18 protein-coding genes are annotated in these 16,855 nt (G+C 24.7%); 7 read left to right on the top strand and 11 right to left on the bottom strand.

From position 1 onward, the window contains the following. Positions 1 to 26 precede the first annotated feature (26 nt). From DM815_RS00415 to DM815_RS00405, 3 genes are all read right to left on the bottom strand, one after another. Positions 27 to 2,573 (bottom strand): outer membrane protein assembly factor, encoded by a 2,547-nt coding sequence (locus DM815_RS00415; RefSeq protein ID WP_201260569.1) that lies wholly within the window; start codon positions 2,571 to 2,573, stop codon positions 27 to 29. Further along, positions 2,557 to 3,285: an isoprenyl transferase gene (locus DM815_RS00410; protein WP_110508501.1), complete on the bottom strand. Its 729-nt coding sequence runs from the start codon at positions 3,283 to 3,285 to the stop codon at positions 2,557 to 2,559. Before DM815_RS00410 ends, DM815_RS00415 begins: the two co-directional genes overlap by 17 nt. Positions 3,286 to 3,365: 80 nt before the next feature. Then, on the bottom strand, positions 3,366 to 4,250 hold the full coding sequence (locus DM815_RS00405; protein WP_110508499.1) for an NAD kinase: 885 nt from the start codon (positions 4,248 to 4,250) through the stop codon (positions 3,366 to 3,368). 147 nt (positions 4,251 to 4,397) lie between these two features. Here DM815_RS00405 and DM815_RS00400 point away from each other — a divergent pair, with 147 nt between their 5' ends. Genes DM815_RS00400 through DM815_RS00390 form a run of 3 tightly spaced genes read left to right on the top strand, consistent with a single transcriptional unit; the run spans position 4,398 to position 6,531 of the window. Beyond that, entirely contained in the window at positions 4,398 to 5,339 is a 942-nt protein-coding gene (locus DM815_RS00400) for a mevalonate kinase (RefSeq protein WP_110508497.1), read from the top strand. A gap of 30 nt (positions 5,340 to 5,369) precedes the next feature. Next, entirely contained in the window at positions 5,370 to 6,119 is a 750-nt protein-coding gene (locus DM815_RS00395) for a pseudouridine synthase (protein WP_110508495.1), read from the top strand. After that, positions 6,106 to 6,531: a type II 3-dehydroquinate dehydratase gene (locus DM815_RS00390; protein WP_110508494.1), complete on the top strand. Its 426-nt coding sequence runs from the start codon at positions 6,106 to 6,108 to the stop codon at positions 6,529 to 6,531. The genes DM815_RS00395 and DM815_RS00390 overlap by 14 nt, the downstream gene beginning before the upstream one ends. On the opposite strand, the gene yihA is transcribed toward DM815_RS00390, so the two are convergent. The 5 genes from yihA to DM815_RS00365 are packed head-to-tail and all read right to left on the bottom strand — an operon-like array spanning position 6,498 to position 10,199. After that, the gene (yihA, locus tag DM815_RS00385; protein ID WP_110508492.1) at positions 6,498 to 7,133 is read right to left on the bottom strand and encodes a ribosome biogenesis GTP-binding protein YihA/YsxC; all 636 of its coding nucleotides are present in this window, start codon (positions 7,131 to 7,133) and stop codon (positions 6,498 to 6,500) included. The two genes, DM815_RS00390 and yihA, sit on opposite strands and share 34 nt — an antisense overlap. After that, entirely contained in the window at positions 7,108 to 7,890 is a 783-nt protein-coding gene (locus DM815_RS00380) for an alpha/beta fold hydrolase (protein WP_110508490.1), read from the bottom strand. Before DM815_RS00380 ends, yihA begins: the two co-directional genes overlap by 26 nt. Before the next feature lie 52 nt (positions 7,891 to 7,942). Further along, a complete protein-coding gene (locus DM815_RS00375; protein ID WP_110508488.1) occupies positions 7,943 to 8,656 on the bottom strand; it encodes a ribonuclease III family protein in 714 nt (237 codons plus the stop codon). After that, entirely contained in the window at positions 8,643 to 9,905 is a 1,263-nt protein-coding gene (fabF, locus tag DM815_RS00370; RefSeq protein ID WP_110509346.1) for a beta-ketoacyl-ACP synthase II, read from the bottom strand. The genes DM815_RS00375 and fabF overlap by 14 nt, the downstream gene beginning before the upstream one ends. Positions 9,906 to 9,932: 27 nt before the next feature. Then, positions 9,933 to 10,199 carry an acyl carrier protein gene (locus DM815_RS00365; protein WP_110508486.1) on the bottom strand — a complete coding sequence of 89 codons (267 nt, stop codon included), beginning with the start codon at positions 10,197 to 10,199 and terminating at the stop codon, positions 9,933 to 9,935. Positions 10,200 to 10,289: 90 nt separating this feature from the next. Here DM815_RS00365 and pckA point away from each other — a divergent pair, with 90 nt between their 5' ends. Continuing rightward, positions 10,290 to 11,873, top strand: coding sequence for a phosphoenolpyruvate carboxykinase (ATP) (gene pckA, locus DM815_RS00360; RefSeq protein ID WP_110508484.1), 1,584 nt, complete (start codon positions 10,290 to 10,292; stop codon positions 11,871 to 11,873). 4 nt (positions 11,874 to 11,877) lie between these two features. Here pckA and DM815_RS00355 read toward each other — a convergent pair whose 3' ends face one another. Further along, entirely contained in the window at positions 11,878 to 12,468 is a 591-nt protein-coding gene (locus DM815_RS00355) for a riboflavin synthase (protein WP_110508482.1), read from the bottom strand. A gap of 55 nt (positions 12,469 to 12,523) precedes the next feature. On the opposite strand from DM815_RS00355, the gene pdxA reads away from it, so the two are divergent. Beyond that, positions 12,524 to 13,567 carry a 4-hydroxythreonine-4-phosphate dehydrogenase PdxA gene (gene pdxA / locus DM815_RS00350; protein ID WP_110508480.1) on the top strand — a complete coding sequence of 348 codons (1,044 nt, stop codon included), beginning with the start codon at positions 12,524 to 12,526 and terminating at the stop codon, positions 13,565 to 13,567. On the opposite strand, the gene DM815_RS00345 is transcribed toward pdxA, so the two are convergent. Next, positions 13,562 to 13,798 (bottom strand): F0F1 ATP synthase subunit epsilon, encoded by a 237-nt coding sequence (locus DM815_RS00345; protein WP_110508478.1) that lies wholly within the window; start codon positions 13,796 to 13,798, stop codon positions 13,562 to 13,564. The genes pdxA and DM815_RS00345 overlap by 6 nt on opposite strands. 18 nt (positions 13,799 to 13,816) lie before the next feature. Beyond that, positions 13,817 to 15,325 carry a F0F1 ATP synthase subunit beta gene (gene atpD / locus DM815_RS00340; RefSeq protein WP_110508476.1) on the bottom strand — a complete coding sequence of 503 codons (1,509 nt, stop codon included), beginning with the start codon at positions 15,323 to 15,325 and terminating at the stop codon, positions 13,817 to 13,819. A gap of 95 nt (positions 15,326 to 15,420) precedes the next feature. Between atpD and DM815_RS00335 the strand changes: the two genes are divergently transcribed. Then, positions 15,421 to 16,386 (top strand): bifunctional riboflavin kinase/FAD synthetase, encoded by a 966-nt coding sequence (locus DM815_RS00335; RefSeq protein ID WP_110508474.1) that lies wholly within the window; start codon positions 15,421 to 15,423, stop codon positions 16,384 to 16,386. Next, entirely contained in the window at positions 16,370 to 16,855 is a 486-nt protein-coding gene (locus tag DM815_RS03160; RefSeq protein WP_235610015.1) for a hypothetical protein, read from the top strand. Before DM815_RS00335 ends, DM815_RS03160 begins: the two co-directional genes overlap by 17 nt.

Genomic DNA, 16,855 nt, shown 5'->3' with positions numbered 1-16,855 from the left:
TATTTTCTGTATTTATCTGATATTAATTAATCTTGACCTATAACAAAATTAGTCTTCCATCCTGATTTAATAGAAAAGGATTTCCTATCTATAGGATTACTTATATCTAATCCAAAAAATCCTATAGGAAATAAAAAAATACGGAATCCAACCCCAAATGATTTTTTCATTTTTAACGGATTAAATGTTTTATAAGAATCACTAATATTTCCTCCTTCTATAAAAAGATTGGTCCAAAACTTGGATGTATTAGAAAATTCCTTAATCAAATAACGAACTTCCAAAATGGATTTATTATAAATCAATCCTCCATCATCTGGTGAAATATTTTCTGGATTCTTTCTATTAGAAGAATATCCTCTTAATGGAATATGATCTATATTTTCTATTTTTGAACCAAATGAATTTTTATCTCCACCCATATGGAATCTTTGTATTGGAAATAATATTTTCGTTTTATCATATCTTCCTAAAAATCCAAATTCATTACCCACTTTAATCACTATATTATCTATAATTTTTTTATACCAAAAAGTATTTATTTTAATTTTGAAAAACTCCATCCAATAGATTTTAAATCTTTTAGTATTTTTAAATAAAATGGAATAAGGTGGAGTAAATATTCCAATCAATTCTATTTCTGATCCTTTAAAAGGAAAAATAAAATCTGGATCATCCGAAATTCTTTGTAAAGAAATTAAAGATTTTATATTAGTATATCTCAATTTTCTATTGTGATCTGAAAATAGTTTTGTATTGTAATTCAAAGCCTCATAATCCATAGATAATTTAATTTTAGAATATGGATCTAAAACAACTAATGGTTTCTTTAAAGTCAAAGAAATTTCTATTTTATCTGTAAATCCTTCATGAACTGTTGTATCAGAATTGAAAAATCTAGGCAAGAAAAAAACATTTTCTGATTTTTTTATTTTCTTTTTTGAATAATTTAAATGAAAACCAAGTGATGTAGGACTTGTTCTCTCTATCCAAGGTTCTATAAAAGAAAATCCATAAGATTTTATATCCTTACTAAATTTAGTAAACAAAAAAAATTTTTGTCCATCTCCTTGAGGTAGAGGATTCCATGATCTAAATTTAAAAAAATTACTTAGAGAAAAATTTCCGAAATTTAATTTAAAATTTCCAATAAGGTCATCCCCTCCATATCCTCCGTGTATTTGAATTTGATTAGAATTTTTTTCAATTATACGCCATTCTATATCTAGAGTATTATTTTCTTTATTTTGGTGAATTAAAGGATGTATTTTACTATTATCAAATAGATTCAAATCAACTAAACGAAGTATACTAAACTTTATTTTTTTAGGAGAAAATAAAGACCCTGGATAAGTAGTTAATTCACGTCTAATAACATGATCTTTGGTAGTTGTATTTCCTGATATATTTACTTTATTTATATATACTGGTTTATTTTCTTCTATTTTTATTTCTAAATGAATTTTATTATTTTCCATTCTTTTTTCTATTGGAATTATTTTTACAAATAAATGTCCAATATTTAGATATTGTGAGAGAATACTAGATTCGTACTCTGAACTGAAAATATTTTTATCAATTCCAACTTTATCATAAACATCTCCTGTTTTATAAGAAAAAAATTTTTTTAATAAATCCGTTTTAATAATAGTATTACCAACAAAATTAACATTCCCTAAAAAATATTTATTTCCTTCAGAAATCTTAATTTTCATTCCATAATTACCAGAATTATTTTTCCATATAGAATCTAAAATGACTTGAACATCTAAAAATCCCATTGATTGATATTTATGTCGAATATTTTTCAAATCCTCTTTTATATTTTCGTGAGAAAAATAAAATGGATTTCCTATTATTGGTATAAAAAATTTTTTTCTTATCTTAACCATAAGATTAAGTAATTCTTCTTTAGAAAAAAGGTTATTTCCATCAAATAAAATATCTTCTATTTCTATTTTTTTCCCTTTATCTACATATATATTTAAAATGTTTTTTCCATCATAAATATTCCATTTACTTTTTATAGAAATTTCATTATATCCTTTTTTTATATAATAATTTTTAATATCGTTTTTAATAATTTGAATTGAATCTTCAGAAATTTTGTCTCCTGACTTTATTTTTTCAATGGAATAAAATCGAATTATTCCAGTTCCTTTTACATTTATTTTGTGAACTTCTATTAAATCTTCCAAATCAAAAAATAAATCTATTTCATTTGGATTTGAAGATGGTCTATTTTTTTTATAGATAAATATTTTTCCAAAAAGATGGCTTTTCCATAATTTTTTAATGGCTTGATCTACCTTTCTACTTGGTAAAGAAATTCTATTTCCTGGATAAATATCAGATAAATTTGAAATAAAATCACGATCATATTTTGTTTTCCCCATGACAAAAATATTCTTAATAAGAAAAGATGAAAATAACTCATTATTTTTTTCTTTCTGAATTATTTCAAGGTTCTTATGATTCTTTTTCTTTTCCGTTTTAGAAAACGATATATTTGATAAAAGAAAAAAAATTAACGGGAATAAAAATAAATTTTTTGATTTATAAAACTTTTCCAAAACGACGTTTTCTTTTTTGATAATTTATTATGGCTTCGAAAAAATCTTTTTTACGAAAATCTGGCCATAAAATATTCGTAAAATATAATTCTGCATAAGCAGATTGCCAAAGCAAAAAATTACTAATACGCTGTTCTCCACTAGTTCTAATAATAAGATCGACATCTGGTATTTTATTGGTATATAAATGATTTTGAAAAGAATAAAAATTGATATCTTTTAATGATAAATTTCCTATAGAAACTTTATTGGCGATAATTTTTGTTGCCCTTAAAATTTCCTCTCTAGATCCATAACTTAAAGCTAAAACTAACGTTATAGATGTATTATTTTTTGTTTTTTTTATAAAAAAAAGTAATTCCTTTTGGATCATAATAGGAAATTTTTTTATTTCTCCTATAACAATAATTTTTACATTTTTATCATGAATTTCTTCTAAAGAATTTTTTAAATTTTCTTGAAATAAACGTATTAAATCATCTATTTCTTTTTTTGGTCGATTCCAATTTTCTGAAGAAAAAACATATAAAGTTATGTAAGGAATTCCTAATTCTTTGCATCCATTTATGGAATCTCTTACAGAATTCATAGAATTCTCATGTCCAAATGTTCTTAATTTTCCTCTTTTTTCCGCCCAACGACCATTCCCATCCATAATAATTGCTACGTGATGAGGTAGACTATTTAAATCTATTTTTTCTAACAATTTCAAATATCAATCATTCTATAATAACTAATAAACAAATATATAAATAAAAAGTAAAGTAAAAATAGATTTTTTATAACTTATCATCAATTTCTTTGATCCATCCCCCATAATAATTTTTCTCGTAAAGTTTTATAATAAGTATATTTTTCTTCTTGAATAATATATATATAAAAAGGAGCTTTTCTAATATATAATTCATTATCTTTTTTTAAAGATGTAAGTCTAGTATCCATAGATAAGGAATAGTACTTTACTCTACTATGTATTTTTAAATGAACTTTTTGACAATCGGAAATAATCAACGGGCGTGAAAATAAATTATGGGGAGATATAGGTGTAATAACAAAATTTTTATTTTCAGGAGTAATAATAGGTCCCCCACAACTTAAAGAATATCCAGTAGATCCAGTAGGAGTAGAAATAATTAACCCATCAGCCCAATAGGAAGTTAAAAACTGATTATCTATATAAGCATCTATAGTAATCATAGATACAGTTTCCTTTCGTAGAATTACAATCTCATTTAATGCAAAATTAAAAAATGGATTATGATCCGTAATAGAAGTTTCTAACCATAATAAACTTCTAGGAATCAAATGAAATTTGCGATTGAAAATTTGATCTATTTTTTTAATAAAAACATCTTTATTAAAGGTTGCTAAAAATCCTAAATTTCCTGTATTTACACCTACAATAGGAATTCCAGTATCTCTAATAAAAGTTAGAGCAGATAATATTGTCCCATCTCCTCCAAAAGTAAACATTAAACTAAAATCTTTTTTTAATTCTTTATAATTAGAGAAAACAGGAATATTAAGATTTTTAAATTCTTCAAAAGAAGATAAAATATTAAAAAATGATTTTTCAATATATATATCTATTGAATGATTAGATACATAGCCAATGAACTGATTCAGATATGGAATATTTTTTTTCCCAAACTTTTGTCCATATAAGGCTATTTTCATCGTAATTTATTGTTAATTATCCAAAATATTGTAAAAAAAAAATACAAAGTATCATTTTAAAAAATTTCATCCCCAAAAAAATAATTTTAATGGTTTTAATTAAATTTATTTTATTTTTTATTATTCAATAAAGTAAAGAAAAAAAGCATGAAACAATCTTTTTTTCCTGCTAAAGTTCTCTTATTTGGAGAATACGGAATTATAGAAAATTCTAGTGGTCTTTCTATTCCTTATAATTTTTATAAAGGATCTTTAAAATTCCTGAATTCTACCAAAAATAAAGAATTTTTTTATTCCAATTTCGAATTAAAAAAATATTATAAATTTTTATTTCTTTTAAAGAAAAATAGAAAAAATTTAGCAAAAATTGATCTTAAAAGATTACACGAAGATATTCAAAAAGGAATTTATTTCCAATCAAATATTCCTAAAGGATATGGAATAGGTAGTTCAGGAGCTTTAGTTTCCGCTATTTATGATAAATATGCTAAAAAAAAACTAAAAAAATGTTTAAATAACAAAAATATAATAATTTTAAAAAAAATATTTAGTCAAATGGAATCTTTTTTCCATGGGAAAAGCTCAGGAATAGATCCTTTAATTTGTTATTTTAATCTTCCCTTACTCATTCGTTCAGAAACAAATATTTCTACCATAAAAATTCCTAAAAAAAATGAATTTAAAGGAAGAGGAGCTATTTTTTTATTGGATTCTGGTTTTTCTAGAAAAACTTCTTCTATGATAGAAAATTTTTTTTTCTTAAAATTAAAAAATAATGAATTCAAAAAAATATTAAAAGAAGAATTTATGAAATATAATGAAAAATGTATTGAATCCTTTTTAAAAGGAAATTTTAAAATTATGCTAAAAAACGTAAAATTACTTTCTACTTGGGTTTTTATTCACTTTCGTCCTATGATTCCAAAAATATTTTGGAAAATATGGGAAGAAAGTCTTTTTACAAACCTTCATTATTTAAAATTATGTGGTTCTGGGGGAGGGGGATTTGTTTTAGGATTTACTCCAAATTATGATATTTCTAGAAAAATTTTAAAAAAGTATACAACAGAAGTTTTATTTCGTTTTTAAGTACTATGATCCAAAAAATTAGAAATTAAAATGAATAATATTCAAAATAAAAAAAAGGAATTTATACGATTAAATCATTATTTATCCAATTCTGGTATTTCTTCTAGAAGAGAGGCAGATAAATTAATTCAATCAGGGATCGTAAAAGTTAATGGAATTCCCGTTACTAAATTGGGAACAATTATACACGTAAATGATGTTATAAAACTTCATGGAAATCGAATTAAAAATAAAAAAAAAATATATATACTTCTTAATAAGCCTAAAGGATTTATTACTTCTACACATGATCCATTTAATAGAAAAACAGTTATGAGTTTAATTCCCAATTTTTCCGATTGTAGAATTTTTCCTATCGGAAGATTAGATCGTTCAACTACAGGAGTTTTACTTCTTACCAATGATGGATTCATAACTGAAAAATTAACTCATCCAAAATATAATGTAAAAAAAATATATCATGTTTTACTAAATAAAAAAATTCACGATGAAGATATCTATAGAATTAAAAAAGGAAAAATATTTCTCAAGGAAGGAAGAGTAAAAGTAGATTTTATATATAGAGAAAAAAGAAAAAATAGAATAAAAATTGGATTGCACATAGGATGGAATAGAGTAATTAAACGTATTTTTAAAAAATTAACTTATCAAGTCATTCAATTGGATAGAATTAATTTTGGAGGATTTACTAAAAAAGATATTAAGATAGGATGTTGGTGTTTTTTAAATAAAAAAGAAATAAATAATACTCTAAAAAATTTTTTTGATGAAAAAAATTAGCATTATTAATGGTCCTAATTTAAATCTTTTAGGAAAAAGAGAACCAGAATTATACGGTACTGAAAATTTTATAAACTATTTTAATAAATTAAAAAGAAAAAAAATTTTTGAATCTATAGAAATGAGCTATTATCAAAGTAATCATGAAGGTAAAATCATAGATATCCTACATGATATAGGATTCGAATCCAATGGAATTGTTCTCAACGCAGGTGCATATACTCATACTTCTTTAGGAATTGCTGATGCTATTAAATCAATCTCTACTCCAGTAATAGAAGTTCATATTTCTAATATTCATTCAAGAGAATTTTTTAGACAAAAATCATTTTTATCTTCTGTTTGTAAAGGGACTATTTTTGGATTTGGATTAAAATCTTATGAATTAGGAATAATAAGTTTTTCTCTATAAGTTTTTTTTTCAAAAGATTCATTAAAACTTTGAATATATTGAATTATTTTTTCTCTTCCATATCTTTTTTTTACGGAAACTTTAAAATATTTAGGAATTGAAAAAAAATTTTTTTCAATTTTCCCTTTACAAAAATTTATATTCTTATCAAGAATTCTTGTATTTATTTTATCCGTTTTCGTAAAAACAATACAAAAATGGATTTTATAATTTTTTAACTTTTGTATAAAATCTAGGTCTATTTTCTGTATAATTATTCTACAATCTATCAATAAAAATAAACAAACTAAATTTTTTCTATAAAAAACATAATCTATTATTAATTTTTTTTTTTCTATTTTTCTATTCTTTTGCAAAGAATAACCATATCCAGGTAAATCTATTAAATACCATTTATGATTGATTAAAAAAAAATTAATAAATTTCGTACTTCCAGGATAAGAAGATACTTTAGCTTCTTTTTTAGAATTAATAATAAAATTAATCAAACTAGATTTACCTACATTAGAACGCCCCAAAAAAGCATATTCAGGAAAAGTAGAACAAAAAAACTGACTGGATTTTTCTATACTTTTTTTAAACTTTACAGAAAATATTTTCATGATCTAAACCAAATTTAGATAACCATTTTTCTAATATTTTTATGAATTTTTTGGGATGTTCCATCATAGGAACATGTCCACATTTATCTATCCAATATAATTCTGAATGAGGCAACAATCTATGAAATTCTTCTGCTACCCCTGGTGGAGTTACAGGATCTTGTTTCCCCCAAATTAAACAAATAGGTTGTTGAATTACAGATAAATCTTTAGACATATTGTATTTCATAGCACTTTTCGCAATATATAAAGTTTTAATTCCCTTTTTTTTATCATTCACAATATGAAATACTTCATCTACTAATTTTTTAGTAGCAATTTTAGGATTATAAAATACTTCTTGTGACTTTTTTCTAATATATTCATAGTTTTCTCTTTTAGGAAAAGCATCTCCAAAAGCTTTTTCAAATAATCCAGAACTTCCTGTAAGAACTAAAGAATGTACTAAATCTATTCTTTTTTTTGCTATAATTAAAGCAATATGTCCTCCTAGAGAATTCCCTATCAATGTAGAATTTTCAATTCCTATTTCTATTAAAAACTGAATAATATATTTAGATAAACTGGAAATATTTGTAAGAAATAGAGGCATTTTATAAAGAGGTAAAGAAGGGATTATTACTTTATATCCTTTTTTTGGAAAAAAATCTAAAAGTGCATTAAAATTACTTAATCCACCCATTAAACCATGAAGTAATATTAATGGATGACCTGAACCTTTTTTTATATAAGAAAATTTTTTTTCTTTATTAAACATAACATCATATATTTTCTTGATCAATTTTTTTATACATTGTAACTTTCAAATATCAAATATTTTTTTTACACTTCTTTTGAATAAGAAAATAAGCTTTTTTTGCTGCAAGTTCCTCTGATTTTTTTTTTGAAGGACCTCTACCCTCTGTTTGAATTCCATATTCAGATATGGTAAATTCAGATAAATAAGTAATTATATTTTTATTTTTTTCTATTTTAAAAGTATTAAAATTTATCAAAAATTTATTTTTTTGAGACCATTCTATGATCCATACTTTATAACTAAAAATTTCCTTCTGCAATTTCGCAATATTTACATGAAAATGTAATATTTTTTTATACACAAAATTTTTACAACCCTGATATCCGATTTCTAAATAAATAAATCCTATTAAAGATTCAAGAGCATTTCCAAATATATTATCAGATATAATTGGTTTCTTTTTTTTAAAGAAAATCTCTGTTAGCGTTAGTTTTTTAAAAATTTCATTTAAATTTCTTCTACATACGATTTTAGATCGTACTTGAGTTAACTCTCCTTCTTTTTTTTCAGGAAGTTTTTCATACAAAAAATGAGAAATAATAGAATTTAATACGGAATCTCCTAAAAATTCTAATCTTTGAAAATCTATATAATAATTTTTATTTCTTTTTTTTGGAGAAAAACTATGTATGAATACTTCTTTTAAATAACTTATTCTTTTGGGACAAAATCCTAATATTTTCTTTAATCTACTAACTAAAATAGAATCTTCATCTTTTAACATCTATTTTCTTAAATAAAATACAAACGTTATGTCCTCCAAAACCAAAAGTATTGCATATACTAATTCTTATTTCTTTTTTTATTGCATTTTTTGGAGTAAAATTAATTTTGGAATCTATTTTCTTATCTATTTGAAATAAATTAATAGTTGGAGGTATAATTTTTTTACTTAAAGGAAGTATAGTCGCAATAGCTTCTATAGCTCCTGCTGCACCTAATAAATGACCTGTCATAGACTTAGTAGAATTAATATCAATTTTATATATACTTTCATGAAAAACTTTTTGAATAGCTTTTACTTCTGCAAGATCTCCTAAAATAGTAGAAGTTCCATGAGAATTAATATGATCAACTTCTCTATATGCAATTCCAGCATCTTTTATAGCCGATTTCATAGCAATAATAATTCCTTTCCCTTCTGGATGAGGAGCGGTTATATGATAAGCATCTCCAGACATTCCTACTCCTCCTATTTCAGCATATATATTAGCTTTTCTATTTTTAGCATGCTGGTATTCTTCCAAGATTAGACATCCCGCTCCTTCTCCCAAAACAAACCCATCTCTATCCTTATCAAAAGGACGTGAAGCCGTTTTATAATCCTCATTTCTAGTGGATAATGCATGTAATGCATTAAACCCACCGACTCCACTTTGTGTAATAGCGGCCTCGGACCCACCAGTTATCATAATATCCGCTTTTCCTAAACATATTAAATGATAAGCATCTACAATAGCATTAGAAGATGAGGCACAAGCGGATACAGTAGCATAATTAGGACCATGAAGTCCATATTTCATAGAAATAAATCCAGCAGTAATATCTATTAACATTTTAGGAATAAAAAAAGGACTGAATTTAGGACATCTACCTCCATCCACATAATCAGAAATAGACTCTTCTAAGTTTAGAAGACCTCCAATTCCAGAAGACCAAATAACTCCAATACGTTCCCTATTCTCTTCTATAAAATTGATTCCACTATTTTTTACGGCTTCAGAGGAAGCTAAAATTCCATATTGTGCACAAGGATCCAATTTTCGTTGTTCTTTTTTACTAAAAAAAATATTGGGATCATAATTTTTTAATTCACAAGCAAATTTAGTTTTATATTTTTTAGTATCAAAATAGGTAATAGGTTCTGCTCCACTTTTTCCACTAACAAGGGAAATCCAATATTCTTCTAAATTATTTCCTATTGGCGTAATAGATCCTAGACCAGTAACTACTACTCTATTTAATTCTTTCATAAACATATAAAAAAGAATCAATACTTTCTAATCAGAATTGTTATCCTCTTTTTTTTTATCATCTAAAATATTTTGGATAGCCTCAATAGCTTCTCCTACAGTTGTTATTTTTTCTGCTTTTTCATCAGAAATACTAATATTAAATTCTTTTTCAAATTCCATAATAAGTTCTACTATATCTAAGGAATCTGCACCTAAATCATTGGTAAAACTAGCCTTAGGAAAAATATCATTTTCTTCTACACTCAATTTTTCTACAATAAGAGACTTTACTCTTGATGCAATATCAGACATAGGATCTTAATTTTTATTTTTTCTAACACAAAATTAGTAAACTTTTATAAATCGTATATAAATTTGTTTTATTAAGAAATACAATAGAAAATGAGTTCTCTTTATCTAGAAAATTATGGAATATTAAATTCTTCAAATAATTGGCAATTATCTCCTGAAGAATTACAAAATATAATTATTCAAAATAAAATGGGGGTAGAAACCAAATCAGGAGTTTTATCCGTAAATACAGGTTTATTTACGGGACGGTCTCCTGAAGACCGATTTATTGTGAAAGATAACATTACAAATGAAAAAATTTGGTGGGATGAAAAATTTAATCAATCTTTTGATTCTAAAAAATTTGATCGTATATATCAAAAAGTAGTCGGATACTTATCCGAAAAAAACTTATACGTAAGAGATGGATATCTTTGTTCTGATAAACGTTATCAACTTAATATTCGTTCTATTAGTGAATATCCATGGTCTGATCTATTTGTTCATAATCTTTTTTTTAGAATTTCTAAAATTGAAAAAATTTTACCAGATTGGTTATTACTATGTGCTCCTGGATTTCAGGCTAATCCAAGGACGGATGGAACAAATAGAAAAAATTTTACCATATTAAATTTTAAAAAAAAAATTGTATTAATTGGTGGATCAGGATACACAGGAGAAATAAAAAAATCTATTTTTTCTGTTCTCAATTTTATACTTCCTATATATAAAAATGTTTTTCCTATGCATTGTTCTGCAAATATTGGTAAATTAAAAAAAGACACAGCTCTTTTTTTTGGATTATCTGGAACTGGAAAAACTACTATTTCTAATGATCCTGATAGGAAATTAATAGGTGATGATGAGCATGGATGGACTGATGACAATATTATTTTTAATTTTGAAGGAGGTTGTTATGCAAAAATATTGGGTATTTCTAAAGAAAAAGAACCTATGATTTATCATGCTATCAAGAAAGGAGCAATGTTGGAAAATGTAATTTTAAAAAAAGAGACCAAAGAAGTGGATTTTTTTAATGATTCTATTACACAAAATATGCGAGTAAGTTATCCTATTGATTTCATCAAAAACATCGAAAAAAAATTACTTTCTTCCAATATTAGAAATATTTTTTTTCTAACCTATGATGCTTTTGGTGTATTACCTCCTATAGCAAAACTAAATAAAGCACAATCTGCTTATTATTTTTTATTGGGCTACACTTCTAAAGTAGCTGGAACAGAATTAAATATAAAGGAACCACAAGCTACTTTTTCTTCCTGTTTTGGTGCTCCATTTATGCCATTAAATCCTGTTCAATACACAAAAATGCTAATAAAAAAATTAAATAATTCGGAAATAAAAGTATGGATGGTAAATACAGGACTTATCTCTTTAGGGGAATCTAGGGGATTTCGTATAAAATTAAAATATACACGAAAAATTGTTCAATGTGTTTTAGATGGATGTTTATCTAGCGTAGATTACGAAAAATATCCTATATTCAATTTCTATATTCCAAAATACTGTCCAGGTATATCTCCAAATATTTTGAATCCAAAAAAAACATGGAAAAATAAGAAAATATATCAAAATCAAGTAGAAAATCTTGTAAAAAAATTTATAAAGAATTTTGATATATACAGAAAATACACGGATAAAGAAATTTTATCTGGAGAACCTAAAATAGAATAAATTTTTATTCCAAAAAAATGAATTTTTTTATAATATACTTTCCAAGTATATCATATTCTAGGTTAACAAAATCTCCAACCTTCATAAAATGAAGATTTGTTTTTTCATAAGTATAAGGAATAATAGATACACTAAATATTTTATTAGTACATTTTGTTATAGTCAGACTAATTCCATTAACAGAAATAGAACCTCTTTCTACAACTAAGTTTTCTAATTTTTCTCTAGATTTGAAAGAAAATAACCAGCTACCATTTTTTCTATTTATTTCAATAATTTTAGCTATTGTATCTATATGTCCTTGTACTATGTGTCCATCCAATCTTTCATGAATTTTCATTCCACGTTCTAAATTAACTTCATCTTCAACCTTTAAAAAATTTAAATTAGTACAACGTAAAGTTTCTTCCGATGCTATTACTGAATAAGTACCATTCTTTATCTCTATGAGGCTCAAACATATTCCGTTATGGGAAATACTTTGATTAATTTTAATCTGATCTAAAAATGGATTTTTAAAAGTAATAAAAAGATTATTTTTTTGATGATTTAATCGATGTACTTGAGTAGTACATTCTATTATACCAGTAAACATAATTGAAATTTATCCATATTTTTTTTAAATTAAAATATTTATTTCATAATATGCTATGAATTATAAAAAAAAGAAAATAAAAGTTGGAATTTCAACAGGAGATATTAATGGAATAGGAATAGAAATATTTTTAAAAGTATGTCGTAAAAAAAAACTTTTGGATTTCTTCACCCCAGTTTTATTCGGATCTACAAAATTATGTTCTTATTATGGAAAAATTTTAAATATTGAAGTAAATAATATACGAGAAATAAAAAACTTAAAAGAAATTGTCGATTATAAAATCAATGTTTTAAATATATGGAAAGAAGATGTTAGATTTGACTTAATCAAAATAACCCCTGAATCAGGAAAATATCCTATTTCATCTTTAAAAAAAGCAACAAAAGCTTTAAAAGATGGAAGAATTGACGTGCTTGTTACAGCCCCTGTAAACAAAAAATGGATGAATTTTAAAGGATTTCATTTTTTAGGTCATACTGAATATTTACAAAGTGTTTTAGATGGAGAATCCTTAATGTTAATGATTCATGAATCATTAAAAATAGCATTAATGACCCATCATTTACCATTAAAAAATGTTAGTTCAAAAATAACCATAAAAAAAATTTTAAAATCCATAAAAATTTTACATAAATCTTTAAAAATTGATTTTTCTATAGAAAAACCTAAGATTGCCGTTTTAGGATGTAATCCTCATTCAGGAGAAAATGGTTTATTAGGTGACGAAGAAAAAACAAAAATTAAACCAGCTATTGATATTTTATTTCAAGATCAAGGATTATTAGTTTTTGGGCCTTATCCCCCAGATAGTTTTTTTGGAAATAATAGTTATAGAAATTTTGATGCTGTTTTAGCAATGTATCACGATCAAGGGTTAATCCCTTTTAAAACATTAACTTTTAATGAAGGAGTTAATTTTACGGCTGGTCTTTCTCATATACGTACTTCTCCAGATCATGGAGTAGCATATGATATTGCTAAAAAAGGAATTGCCAATGAAAATTCTTTTAAAGAAGCTATTTTTAGTGCTATAAAAATTTTTAAAAATAGAAAAGAATATATGAAAATAATCTCTTCTAAATCTAGATTTCTATAAAATAACTACAACAAAATTATTTTTAACTCGTAAAAATCCTCCATTTATTTTTATTTTAAAAATTTTTTCATTAAATGATTTACTTAATTTTATTAATCCATAACCCAATACAGAAATAAATGAAGCATGATTTTCTAATATTTGAAAATAACCATTCAATCCAGGAGCTATAATAGAAATTGCTATATCTTGATATAAGATTTTTTTAAAATCAATAATCGTTACCTGCATATTATTTCATAATATCTGCTATGTAGAAGATAAAATCTTTTTTCCTGTTTCTATAACTTGTTCAATAGTACCTTTTAAATTAAAAGACATTTCCGGAAGATGATCTAATTCCCCATCCATTATCATATTAAATCCTTTAATTGTATCTTCAATTTTTACAAATTCTCCTTCCATACCCGTAAACTGTTTTGCTACATGAAATGGTTGAGATAAAAAACGTTGAACACGTCTAGCTCTATAAACTATTAATTTATCTTTTTCACTAAGTTCTTCTATACCTAGAATAGCAATGATATCTTGTAAAGAATTATATTTTTGCAAAATTTCTTTAACCCGTTGCGCACAATAATAATGATCTTTATCTATGAGATCCGGAGATAAAATACGTGAGGAAGAATCTAATGGATCTATTGCTGGATAGATTCCCAAAGAAGCTATCTTTCTTGAAAGAACTGTTGTTGCATCCAAATGCGAAAATGTAATAGAAGGAGCAGGATCTGTTAAATCATCTGCAGGAACATAAACAGCTTGGACTGAAGTAATAGATCCTTTTTTAGTAGATGTAATTCTTTCTTGCATAGATCCCATCTCAGATGATAAAGTAGGCTGATAACCTACAGATGAAGGAATTCTACCTAACAAAGCAGAAACTTCTGATCCAGCTTGAGTAAATCTAAATATGTTATCTATAAAAAATAAAACATCTTGTCCTTTTTTTTTCAAAACTTGATCCCTGTAATATTCCGCTAATGTTAATCCTGATAATGCTACTCTAACTCTTGCTCCTGGAGATTCATTCATTTGTCCAAAAACAAAAACGGCTTTAGATTTCTTTAAGGATTCTTTATCTACCTTAGAAAGATCCCAATATCCTTTTTTCATAGATTCCATAAATGAATCTCCATATTTTATAATTCCTGATTCTAACATTTCTCGTAATAAATCATTTCCTTCTCTTGTCCTTTCTCCTACACCAGCAAATACAGAATGTCCCCCATGTTTTTTCGCTACATTATTGATTAACTCTTGTATTAAAACAGTTTTTCCTACTCCAGCACCACCAAATAATCCAATTTTACCTCCTTTTGGATAAGGTTCAATCAAATCAATAACTTTGATCCCCGTATATAATATTTCTGTATCTGTAGATAAATCTTTAAATTCTGGAGGTCTATTATGAATAGGTCTAGAATTAGATTGATCTAAAGGGAATAATCCATCAATAGGTTCTCCTAAAACATTAAAGACTCTACCATTAATAGATTCTCCTATAGGAATACTAATTGGCCCTCCTATAATATACACCTCTTGACCTCTTTTTAATCCATCTGTTACTTCCATAGAAATACAACGAACACTATGTTCTCCAATATGCTGTTGAACCTCTAATATAATTCTATTTTTTTTGGATAATTTTACTTCTAATGCATCGTAAATTTTAGGAAGAAAAGATCCATCTTTAAAAGAAACATCAATAACTGGTCCTATAATTTTAATTATTTTTCCTTTTAATTTTTTTTTATTCATGCCATTTAAAAAAAACTATTAATTAGTATTATATAGTATACGTTAATCATATATATTTGTAAATATAAATGTAAGAGAAAAAAAGATAAAAAATTTTGAAAATTTATTCATTCATTGATGAATTTTCTTCCTTTTTACCGTGTGTATTTACACTTGGTTTTTTTGATGGAGTTCATATAGGACATAAAAAAGTGATTCAAAATTTAATTTTTAGAGCAAGAGGAAAGTATTGTTCTGTTTTACTAACTTTTAATCCACATCCTAAAGAAGTACTAATTCCAAGAAAAAATATTCTATATTTAAATACTCTTTCTGAAAGAATCCATCATATAAAAAAAACCGGAATAGAACATTTGATTGTACATCCTTTTACCCAAGATTTTTCAAAATTAAGAACTAAAGATTTTTTCCAAAAAATTTTGTTTTCTAAAATGAAAATTAAGAAAATTATAACTGGATATGATTCTCATTTGGGAAAAAATAGAGATGGATCTTCCCATCAATTAAAAAAATTTTCTAAATCATATGGATTCCAATTTTATCAAGTAAATCCTTATAAATATAAAAAAAAAATTATTAGTTCTACCAATATACGAAAATCTCTTTTAAAAGGAAATATAGAATGGGCTAATAAGGCTTTAGGTTATTTATATAGCTTATCTGGTTATGTGATAAAAGGGAAAGGGATAGGAAAAACATTAGATTTTCCCACAGCTAATATACAAATAGATGAAAAAAAATTAATTCCAAAAAAAGGAGTTTATGCTGTAAAAATAAATATTTTTAATCCTTTTTATCAAGGGATGATGAATATAGGAATCTGTCCTACTGTTGATAAAAAAAATAAAAAAATAAAAATTGAAGTGCATATTTTCGACTTTTATCAAGAAATATATGGAAAAAAAATTGATATTTTTATCGTTAAAAGAATTCGTGAAGAAAAAAAATTTAGATCCCTTCAGGATCTGAAAAAACAAATAAAAAAAGATCAAATAAAAATAGAATATTTTTTTGAAAGAAATCGTTTAAACAAAATTTTTTATTGTGATAAAAAAAATTGATCAAATAATTCAATATTTATTAATGCAAAAAAAATATTTGAAAAAAAAATTGATATTGATATCGTTTAACGATTCTATTATAGAATATATTAAAAAAAAACACCAGTTTAAAAAAAATATTTTTACAGAAATATATACAATAGAACAATTTATAGAAAAAATATCCGGTTTGTATATTTTTCATAAATCTCATATACTTTTTCATTTTTTTTATCTTTTAAAAAAAGAAAATAGTGATTTATCCAAAAAATTTAATGATTTTTTAAAATGGGCTCCTAATATTTTAAATGATTTCCAAGATTTGGATCTTAATTTGATTAATATTGAATATTTTTTTTCTTATATCATTTCTACCGAAAAAATTAAAAAATGGAATCCTAATCTAGAAAATAATTTAATAGAAAAAAAAAATTACTTTTTTGGAGAGAAATTTATGAATCCTATAAAATTCTTAAAAACATTCTTATAA

Origin of the sequence: Blattabacterium sp. (Cryptocercus kyebangensis), assembly GCF_003226855.1 — a bacterium.
Taxonomy (GTDB): domain Bacteria; phylum Bacteroidota; class Bacteroidia; order Flavobacteriales; family Blattabacteriaceae; genus Blattabacterium.
The sequence above is the reverse complement of the archived record's forward strand: the minus strand, read 5'-3'. Positions and strand labels throughout refer to the sequence as shown.

Coding starts and splice junctions, on each gene's coding strand:
- DM815_RS00365 (WP_110508486.1), bottom strand. CDS start 10,199: ATGTCTGATATTGCATCAAGAGTAAAGTCTCTTATTGTAGAAAAATTG.
- DM815_RS00345 (WP_110508478.1), bottom strand. CDS start 13,798: ATGCAGGTAACGATTATTGATTTTAAAAAAATCTTATATCAAGATATA.
- DM815_RS00400 (WP_110508497.1), top strand. CDS start 4,398: ATGAAACAATCTTTTTTTCCTGCTAAAGTTCTCTTATTTGGAGAATAC.
- yihA (WP_110508492.1), bottom strand. CDS start 7,133: ATGAAAATATTTTCTGTAAAGTTTAAAAAAAGTATAGAAAAATCCAGT.
- DM815_RS00375 (WP_110508488.1), bottom strand. CDS start 8,656: ATGTTAAAAGATGAAGATTCTATTTTAGTTAGTAGATTAAAGAAAATA.
- DM815_RS00405 (WP_110508499.1), bottom strand. CDS start 4,250: ATGAAAATAGCCTTATATGGACAAAAGTTTGGGAAAAAAAATATTCCA.
- DM815_RS00395 (WP_110508495.1), top strand. CDS start 5,370: ATGAATAATATTCAAAATAAAAAAAAGGAATTTATACGATTAAATCAT.
- atpD (WP_110508476.1), bottom strand. CDS start 15,325: ATGAATAAAAAAAAATTAAAAGGAAAAATAATTAAAATTATAGGACCA.
- fabF (WP_110509346.1), bottom strand. CDS start 9,905: ATGAAAGAATTAAATAGAGTAGTAGTTACTGGTCTAGGATCTATTACG.
- DM815_RS00380 (WP_110508490.1), bottom strand. CDS start 7,890: ATGTTTAATAAAGAAAAAAAATTTTCTTATATAAAAAAAGGTTCAGGT.
- DM815_RS00355 (WP_110508482.1), bottom strand. CDS start 12,468: ATGTTTACTGGTATAATAGAATGTACTACTCAAGTACATCGATTAAAT.
- DM815_RS00390 (WP_110508494.1), top strand. CDS start 6,106: ATGAAAAAAATTAGCATTATTAATGGTCCTAATTTAAATCTTTTAGGA.
- pdxA (WP_110508480.1), top strand. CDS start 12,524: ATGAATTATAAAAAAAAGAAAATAAAAGTTGGAATTTCAACAGGAGAT.
- pckA (WP_110508484.1), top strand. CDS start 10,290: ATGAGTTCTCTTTATCTAGAAAATTATGGAATATTAAATTCTTCAAAT.